This is a genomic window from Aliirhizobium wenxiniae (genome assembly GCF_019511445.1).
GTDB classification, from domain to species: Bacteria; Pseudomonadota; Alphaproteobacteria; order Rhizobiales; family Rhizobiaceae; genus Neorhizobium; species Neorhizobium wenxiniae_A.
In genome coordinates this window covers 1-8,030 of sequence record NZ_JAEUAN010000045.1, presented here as the reverse complement: position 1 = coordinate 8,030, position 8,030 = coordinate 1, and the positions used below count along the sequence as shown (strand labels likewise).

At 59.0% G+C, this 8,030-nt stretch carries 7 protein-coding genes, 1 tRNA gene and 2 rRNA genes; 5 read left to right on the top strand and 5 right to left on the bottom strand.

The genetic code is table 11. The annotated features are described in order from the left end of the window. The first annotated feature begins 111 nt into the window (after positions 1–111). The 5 genes from JNB91_RS30005 (at position 112) to JNB91_RS29985 (ending at position 4,410) form a co-directional block, all read left to right on the top strand. Positions 112–1,020 carry an ABC transporter permease gene (locus JNB91_RS30005; protein WP_220329086.1) on the top strand — a complete coding sequence of 303 codons (909 nt, stop codon included), beginning with the start codon at positions 112–114 and terminating at the stop codon, positions 1,018–1,020. A 1-nt stretch (position 1,021) separates the two neighbouring features. Continuing rightward, positions 1,022–1,840 (top strand): ABC transporter permease, encoded by an 819-nt coding sequence (locus JNB91_RS30000; RefSeq protein WP_220329085.1) that lies wholly within the window; start codon positions 1,022–1,024, stop codon positions 1,838–1,840. Between the two features lie 10 nt (positions 1,841–1,850). Then, positions 1,851–2,597 carry an aspartate/glutamate racemase family protein gene (locus tag JNB91_RS29995; RefSeq protein WP_220329084.1) on the top strand — a complete coding sequence of 249 codons (747 nt, stop codon included), beginning with the start codon at positions 1,851–1,853 and terminating at the stop codon, positions 2,595–2,597. Positions 2,598–2,599: 2 nt separating this feature from the next. Continuing rightward, entirely contained in the window at positions 2,600–3,427 is an 828-nt protein-coding gene (locus tag JNB91_RS29990; RefSeq protein WP_220329083.1) for a GNAT family N-acetyltransferase, read from the top strand. A 209-nt stretch (positions 3,428–3,636) separates the two neighbouring features. Beyond that, positions 3,637–4,410: a siderophore-interacting protein gene (locus JNB91_RS29985; RefSeq protein WP_430736379.1), complete on the top strand. Its 774-nt coding sequence runs from the start codon at positions 3,637–3,639 to the stop codon at positions 4,408–4,410. A 76-nt stretch (positions 4,411–4,486) separates the two neighbouring features. Here JNB91_RS29985 and JNB91_RS29980 read toward each other — a convergent pair whose 3' ends face one another. The 5 genes from JNB91_RS29980 to JNB91_RS29960 form a co-directional block, all read right to left on the bottom strand. After that, positions 4,487–5,146, bottom strand: coding sequence for a peroxiredoxin (locus JNB91_RS29980; RefSeq protein ID WP_220329082.1), 660 nt, complete (start codon positions 5,144–5,146; stop codon positions 4,487–4,489). Between the two features lie 227 nt (positions 5,147–5,373). Next, positions 5,374–7,221 (bottom strand): DNA helicase RecQ, encoded by a 1,848-nt coding sequence (gene recQ, locus JNB91_RS29975; RefSeq protein ID WP_223218481.1) that lies wholly within the window; start codon positions 7,219–7,221, stop codon positions 5,374–5,376. 168 nt (positions 7,222–7,389) lie between these two features. Beyond that, positions 7,390–7,466, bottom strand: a tRNA-Met gene (locus JNB91_RS29970). Positions 7,467–7,607: 141 nt separating this feature from the next. Next, positions 7,608–7,722: ribosomal RNA gene (rrf, locus tag JNB91_RS29965) — 5S ribosomal RNA — on the bottom strand. A gap of 203 nt (positions 7,723–7,925) precedes the next feature. Further along, a 23S ribosomal RNA gene (locus tag JNB91_RS29960) occupies positions 7,926–8,030 on the bottom strand; the annotation flags it as partial.

Sequence of the window (8,030 nt, the reverse complement as noted above, 5' to 3'; positions counted from 1 at the left end):
TTTTCGAACCCCCCTCCCGGCCTGCCGGCCACCCTCCCCACAAGGGGGAGGGAAAACTGTGGCACGGCCTGCGCCTCAAACGAAGTTCAGCCGCGAAGAGGGATACGAGACATGGCGACGATGACATCCTCCGAGACGGACAAGGTCGAAAGCCCGACAAGGGGCTTTCGCCTGCCGCTTGCCGTCGTCTCCTATCTGCAGGCGATTCCGCTGACGCTGATCCTCGGCTTCTTTCTTCTGTTGCCGATCATCATGATCGCGGTCGTCAGTTTCTGGGACTACGATTTCGCCCAGATGTATCCCGACTTCCTGACGATGAACTATGCGGAAACGCTCGGTTCCTGGGTAACCTGGAAAACCTATCTCAACACGCTCAAATATGCCGTTCTGGTCTGGGCGATCACGCTCGTCATCGGTTTCTGGGTCGCTTATTTCCTCGCCTTCCACATCCGCACCACATCGATGCAGATGGTGCTGTTCCTGATCTGCACCGTACCGTTCCTGACATCCAACATCATCCGGATGATTTCCTGGATCCCGGTTCTCGGCCGCAACGGGCTGATCAATTCGACGCTGGTGGGGTCCGGGGTGATTTCAGAACCGGTGGAATGGCTGCTCTATTCCGATTTCGCCGTCGTGCTTGCCATGGTGCATCTCTACACGCTGTTCATGGTGACGCCGATCTTCAACACGCTGATGCGCATCGACAAATCGCTGGTCGAGGCGGCGCGCGACGCCGGCGCCTCCTCCTGGCAGATCCTCTCCAACGTCATCATTCCGCTGGCAAAACCCGGCATGGCGATCGGCACGATTTTTGTCGTGACGCTGGTGATGGCCGATTTTTCCACGGTTCAGATCATGTCCGGCGGGCAGAGCGCGTCCGTTGCGCTGATGATGAAGAACCAGATGTCGCTGCTGCAATACCCCGCCGCCGCCGCCAATGCCGTCGTACTTCTGGTACTCGTGCTCATGATGGTGGCAGGCATCCTGCGCATCGTCGATATCCGCAAGGAGCTGTGACATGTACCGAGAAAAACGCTCCCGTGAATTCTATCTGCTGGCCATCTTCTTTGCCGTCTTCGTGCTGTTTCTCTACGGGCCGCTTTCGGCAGTGCTGATCCTGTCCTTCCAAGGGCCGAATGGTGGCCTCACCTTCCCGCTCAACGGCGTGTCGCTGCGCTGGTTCGCCAACCTGTTCGAAACCCAGGCGGTCGGCGATTTCGGCGGCTCGTTCCGCCGCTCGGCGATGCTCGGCATCATGGTGATGCTGGTCACCGTCGTCGTTTCGCTACTCGCCGGGCTTGCCTTCCGCCGCGGTTTTATCGGCGCGACGGCGCTGTTTTATCTTGCGGTCGCAAGCCTCGTCGTGCCTTCGATCATCGTTTCGCTCGGCATCGGCGTGCTGTTCAGCCAGCTCGGCCTGCAGCCCGCCTGGTATTCGTCGGCTTTCGGCGCACACCTGACCTGGACGCTGCCCTTCGGCGTGCTGATCATGTTTGCCGTATTCAACCGTTTTTCGCCGGCTTACGAAGAGGCTGCCCGCGATCTAGGCGCTTCGTCCTGGCAGACATTTTCGAATGTCGTTTTACCGATGATAGCTCCGAGCCTGATCGGCGTCGGCCTGTTCGGCTTCACGCTTTCCTATGACGAATTTGCCCGCACGCTGATGACCGCAGGATCCTTCAACACGCTGCCGCTGGAAATCTACGGCATGACAACCAATGTGACGACGCCGGTGCTCTACGCACTCGGCACGGTCACGACCGTCTTTTCCTTCCTGGTGATTGCCGGCACGCTCGGCCTGATCGTCCATCTCAACCGCCGCAGACAGCGTTCGTGACATGCAGCCCATGCGTATTCTCATCGTCAATCCAAACACGACCGCCAGCATGACCGCGACGATCGCCTACAGCGCCCGCCGCGTTGCCGGCCGCGAAACGGAAATCGTCGCCGTCACCTCGTCGATGGGACCGGTTTCCATCGAAGGCTATTATGACGAGGTGTTTGCCATTCCCGGTCTGCTGAAGGAAATCGCCGCTGGCGAAAAAGAGGGCATCGATGCCGTCGTCATCGCCTGTTTCGACGATACAGGGCTCGACGCAGCGCGGGCGCTTGCCGATGTGCCGGTGATCGGCATTTGCGAGGCGGCGGTTTCGGCGACCGCCTTCATCGCCCAGAAATTCACCGTGGTGACGACGATGGAACGGTCGCGCCTGCCGCTCGAGCACCTGGTCCACCGCTACGGCATGTCGTCTCGCTGCAAGGTACGCGCCGCCGACATTCCCGTCCTGTCGCTGGAGGACCCGAATTCCAACGCCCGCGACCGGTTGCGAAACGAGATCGCGCTGGCGCTGAAGGAAGACCGGGCGGAAGCAATCATCCTCGGTTGCGCCGGCATGGCGGATCTGACGTCCGAATTGCGCGCGGAGTTTGGCTTGCCTGTCGTGGATGGCGTTGCGGCTGCAGTGAAACAAGCGGAATCGCTGGTGGCACTCGGCCTTTCAACCGCCAAGCGCGGCGCCTATGCGACCCCGATCTCAAAACCTTACCGCGGAATGCTGGAGACATTCGAACCCGGCCGGCTGACAGGGTCGTGAGCATGACGGTGATCCGACCGCTTGATCTGGCGGAGATAGAGACGCTGATCGGCTGGGCGAAGGCCGAGGGCTGGAATCCCGGACTTGCCGACGCGGCGGCGTTTCAAGCTGCAGATGCCAATGGCTTTATCGGCTGTTTTGTCGATGGCATCATGACCGCCGGCATATCGGCGGTACGCTATGGCAACGCGTTCGGCTTTATCGGCCTTTATATCGCCCATCCGGATTTTCGCGGGCACGGATATGGACGACAGGTCTGGGATGCCGGCATGGCGCATCTGATGGGTCGCACGGTCGGCCTTGATGGGGTTCCGGAACAGAAGGCCAATTATCAATCCATGGGATTTGCACCCGATTACGAGACCTTTCGCTGGAGCGGAAAGCTCGAAGATCTGTCTCGTCCGGACCTCGCTTCCTTTGAAGAGGCGCATTTGCCGGCACTGCTCGAATTCGACAGGCAGTATTTCGCAGAAAGCCGCGCGGAATTCCTGAACTCGTGGCTGGCTTTCCCGAGGCAGACGAAGGTGCTCGTTCGCAACGGCACCATCGCCGGTTACGCCGTCGCACGCCGATGCCATGAGGGCTATAAGATAGGACCGATCCTTGCCACGGATTTCGCCGTGGCAAGAGACTTGCTGGGTGCCTTTGCAGTGGAGACGAATGGCGAAACTGTTCATATCGACATACCCGCAAGCCAGGTCGAATTTTCGCAGTTTCTCGACACCGAAGGGTTCGCGCGAGGTTTCCAGACGACCCGAATGTATCGCGGAACGCCACCCCTCGTCAGGGCCGCGGGTGTCTTCGGCGTGACGACGCTGGAACTCGGGTGAGACCGCGCAAATAACTTGAGCGCGTACGGAAAGTATTTTTCGCAGACCCACTTGCCTGCTTCGCGCGGTCGCGATAGGTCATCCGGTATTGTCGATCTCAGGTTCGGCACGTAAGCGTTCACGTCAATCAACGCGCAGGATCGATTGGAGGGACCAACGGTCTGCGCGGTTATATCCGGCAGTCTGTGGTCAATTCAGACAAAAGGATGATGATGGACAATTCAGCGACAATTCCTTCTCAGGCCTATCCCGTCATCGAGCGTGTTCGGCATGAAATCAAGCGGCGCGAACTTATCGTAGATACCGTCGACTACATCACGCCGCATATGCTGCGCATCACGCTCAGCGGCGAAAGCCTGTCGGACTTTACCAGTCTGGGTGCCGACGATCACGTCAAGGTGGTCGTTCCCAGCGCGGATGGCGAGATGGAAATGCGGGATTACACGCCGCGTTCCTATGACAACAAGACTGGCCGGCTGGTGCTGGATTTCGCCTTGCATGAGGCAGGACCAGCGACCAGATGGGCGCTGGACGCAAGGCCCGGGTCGAGCGTGACGATTGCCGGGCCACGCGGCTCGGCCGTCATTACCGGCGTCAGCAAGTGGGTTCTCGTCGGCGACGAAACGGCGCTTCCCGCGATCGGTCGCCTGATCGAGGAGGCCAAGCCTGGTGACACGATCACCGCCATAGGCATCGTGACCGACAAAGGTGAAGAACAGCGATTTGAGACCGCTGCCCGGCTCTCGATGAAATGGGTCCATCGCCCGGCTTCGGAGGTCACCGATCCACTACCTGTCCTTTCCGTGCTCGACGGGATAGATCTGACGGCCGACACATTCGTGTGGGTGGCTGCAGAAGCATCGGTTGCCCGTGCGATCAAGATCTACCTGACCGGCAAACGGAACCATCCGCTTGCCTGGCTGAAAGCTGCCGGCTACTGGACACGCGGACTGGCCGATACCGGCGTGAAGACGATCGAGTGACCGTTCAAAGGGCCAATCTTCCGCGCGCATAAAAAAGGGGAGCTGCTGCTCCCCTTTCTTTCGATTGAATGTTCGATCAGGCGGTCGGCTGCTTTGTCTTGCGCAGATAAGGCAGGACCGTATCAAAGGAGCCGAAACGCTGGATGGCGTCTTCGTTGGAGACGGCAGCCGTGATGATGACGTCTTCGCCCTGTTTCCAGTTTGCGGGCGTTGCAACCTGATGTTTTGCCGTCAGCTGGATGCTGTCGATCGCCCGCAATATTTCGTCGAAGTTGCGGCCGGTGGTCATCGGGTAGGTCAGCACGAGCTTGATCTTCTTGTCCGGGCCGATGACGAAGACGGAACGCACGGTGGCGTTGTCGGCTGGCGTGCGGCCTTCCGAGCTTTCACCTGCGCCCGCCGGCAGCATGTCATAAAGCTTGGCGACCTTCAGATCCTTGTCGCCGATCAGCGGGTAATCGACATCGAAACCGGTGGCGGTGCGGATATCGCCCTTCCACTTCTCGTGGCTTTCGACCGGATCGACCGAGATGCCGATGATCTTGACGCCGCGCTTGGAAAATTCGCCCGCAAGGCCCGCCATAGTGCCGAGTTCCGTGGTGCAGACGGGCGTGAAATTCTTCGGATGCGAAAACAGGACCGCATAATTGTCCCCGATCCATTCGTGAAAGGAGATCTGGCCCTTGGACGTGTCAGCCTGAAAATCCGGGGCGATATCGTTGATGCGTAGGCTCATCTTTACTCTCCATTTTGTGGGTGGATTGAACCGCAAAGCCGAATGAAAGAGGAGCTTGAACATGCTCCATAAACTGCCGGCTATGAAAATAATCAGGCGTGGATCGGGTAAAAGCGGCAGGATAATTCCCGGCAAGCGCCGTCAGGTCAACTCCTCCTTTTTCAAGGAGCTGCTAAACTTTAGCATTGCGATTGCCGTTATGGCTTGGAGAAAAGCGATCTCGGTTATTATTCGTGGGTCCGGATGATATCTAGAAACGCGTCCCCATAGCGTTCCAGTTTCGTCTGTCCGACGCCGGAGACGTCAAGCATGGCATCATGGCTCATCGGCCTCAGCGTTGCAAAACCGACCAGCGTCGTGTCGGCAAACACGACATAGGGGGGAATGGACAATTCCCTGGCGATCTCCGTCCGCTTCCGGCGCAGTGCCTCGAACAGAGCGGCATCCGCCTCGTCCAGCTCGGCGCGGGCACCTTTGGCGCTTGTGGAGAGATTTCTGTCTGCCTTGCGGCCAGTCGGTCGGTCCTTGCGAAAACGGACTTCCCGCTCGTGCCGGAATACCGTCCGCGCCTCCGGTTCCAGCTTCAGCGCGCCGAAAGCATCGTGGTCGACCCTTATCAGGCCGGCGGCGAGAAGCTGGCGATAGACCGACTGCCATGTCCTTAAGGGAAGGTCGCGCCCTGCGCCGAAGACGGGCATATCCGTGTGGCCGAAACGCCGGGTCTTTTCGTTGTCGTTGCCCATCAGCACATCGATGACATGACCGGTGCCAAAGCGCTCGCCGGTTCGATAAATGGCAGCCAGAGCCTTGATCGCCGCCTCCGTGCCATCCCATGTGTCGACGGGTTTCAGGCAGGTATCGCAATTGCAGCAATGCCCTCCATGGGCCTCGCCGAAATGGGCAAGGATTGCCTGACGGCGGCAGCCGGCAGTCTCGCAAATGCCGAGAAGCGCGTTCAGCTTGGCGCGCTCGACCCGCTTTACCTCATCGGCGGAATTGCCGCCATCGATCATCCGCCCGCGCTGGATCACATCTGCCATGCCATAGGCCATCCAGACTTCCGAGGGCAGGCCGTCACGGCCGGCGCGGCCGGTTTCCTGGTAATAGGCCTCGACCGAGCCGGGAAGATCGAGATGGGCGACATAACGCACATTCGGCTTGTCGATGCCCATGCCGAAAGCCACGGTGGCGACGAGGCACAATTCCTCTTCCTTCAGGAAAGCATCCTGATGCCTGTCGCGGATATCGCGCTCTAGGCCGGCATGATAGGGCAGCGCGTAAATGCCTTGTCCATTCAGCCAGTCGGCCGTCTCCTCCACCTTGGCACGCGACAGGCAATAAACGATGCCGCTCGAACCTTTGTGGCGCGACAGGAACTGCAAAAGCTGTTGGCGCGGCTGGTTTCTCTCGACAATCTCATAGGAAATATTCGGTCTATCGAAAGAGGAGGTGAAGACACGCGCATGACCGAGCGCCAACCGTTCGATGATGTCGTCGCGCGTATGTGGATCGGCAGTCGCTGTCAGCGCCATACGGGGCACGCCGGGATAAAGCGTGGCAAGCGTACCGAGTTCGCGATATTCGGGGCGGAAATCATGGCCCCATTGGGAGACGCAATGGGCTTCGTCGATAGCGAACAGGGATATCGTGGCGTTGCCGAGCAGATCGCGAAAGCCCTGCGTAACAATCCGTTCCGGCGTGACATAAAGAAGATCCAGCGCGCCGCGGGCCAGATCCCGGCGAACGTCGACAAACGCCTCGCGCGACAGCGACGAGTTCACGGCTGCGGCGCGGATTCCGACTTGCTTCAGCGCCTCCACCTGATCGCGCATCAACGCTATCAGCGGCGACACGACGATGCCGATCCCATCGCGGCAAAGCGCGGGTATCTGGAAACACAGCGATTTCCCGGCGCCAGTCGGAAACAGCACGACGGCGTCGCCACCCGCTATGACATGGTCAATGACGTCGGCCTGCTGCCCGCGAAAGGACGAATAGCCGTAGATTTTCTGGAGCAGTTCGACCGGATCAATTGACCCGCGACCGCCGGTCGACGCCACAGATCCAACTGCCATATTCAGCATCCCTCTCGCTGCTTTCCCAACGGCCGCACTATTGCACAGGATCTGTGCTGACCGCGAGAGCTTGTCACGTGAGATACTGAGTTAGCTTTGCTAAGACTTTTGCCGCCGCTCTGGAACGGAGCTGATCGAGTGAGGGGCTTTTGGCGATATGGGTAAGATTGGTTGCGGGGGCAGGATTTGAACCTGCGGCCTTCAGGTTATGAGCCTGACGAGCTACCGGGCTGCTCCACCCCGCGCCAAGTTTTTGCCTTTGGCAAAAACGGAAGAACTGCAAAGCCCTTTAAACGACGAAAGGCCGCTTGTGGGCGACCCTTTGGATTGGCCAGGGGCCGTAGATTTCGTAATGAGAAGATTGTTTTTTACATTGCCTTTAGAAGACCTGGCAGCGACCTACTCTCCCGCGTCTTAAGACGGAGTACCATTGGCGCTGGGGCGTTTCACGGCCGTGTTCGGAATGGGAACGGGTGCGGCCGCCCCGCCATGACCACCAGGTCATCTAAGGGCAATGTGAAGAGAAGCTGGTTCACTCGAAGAGTGATTGATTAGAACACGTTTTACCTTTGATGCGCCACCAGCAGCCGGCAAAGCCGAGCCGCCAATCGTTTGGCGCGCCGTCCGCAGCGTAGCGACGAAGTCGCGACAGCGTGAGGACAGAAAGGTCGATGCTCATCGAAGATGAGCATTGATCAATGAGAGCGATTAAGCCAATCGGGCTATTAGTAAGGCTAAGCTTCATGCATTGCTGCACGTCCACACGCCTCCTATCAACGTGGTCGTCTACCACGGCCCTGATAGGGAAT

Excerpts from the sequence above, each read along its gene's own strand:
- JNB91_RS30005 (WP_220329086.1), top strand. The coding sequence starts at position 112 with ATGGCGACGATGACATCCTCCGAGACGGACAAGGTCGAAAGCCCGACA.
- JNB91_RS30000 (WP_220329085.1), top strand. The coding sequence starts at position 1,022 with ATGTACCGAGAAAAACGCTCCCGTGAATTCTATCTGCTGGCCATCTTC.
- JNB91_RS29995 (WP_220329084.1), top strand. The coding sequence starts at position 1,851 with ATGCGTATTCTCATCGTCAATCCAAACACGACCGCCAGCATGACCGCG.
- JNB91_RS29990 (WP_220329083.1), top strand. The coding sequence starts at position 2,600 with ATGACGGTGATCCGACCGCTTGATCTGGCGGAGATAGAGACGCTGATC.
- JNB91_RS29985 (WP_430736379.1), top strand. The coding sequence starts at position 3,637 with ATGATGGACAATTCAGCGACAATTCCTTCTCAGGCCTATCCCGTCATC.
- JNB91_RS29980 (WP_220329082.1), bottom strand. The coding sequence starts at position 5,146 with ATGAGCCTACGCATCAACGATATCGCCCCGGATTTTCAGGCTGACACG.
- recQ (WP_223218481.1), bottom strand. The coding sequence starts at position 7,221 with ATGGCAGTTGGATCTGTGGCGTCGACCGGCGGTCGCGGGTCAATTGAT.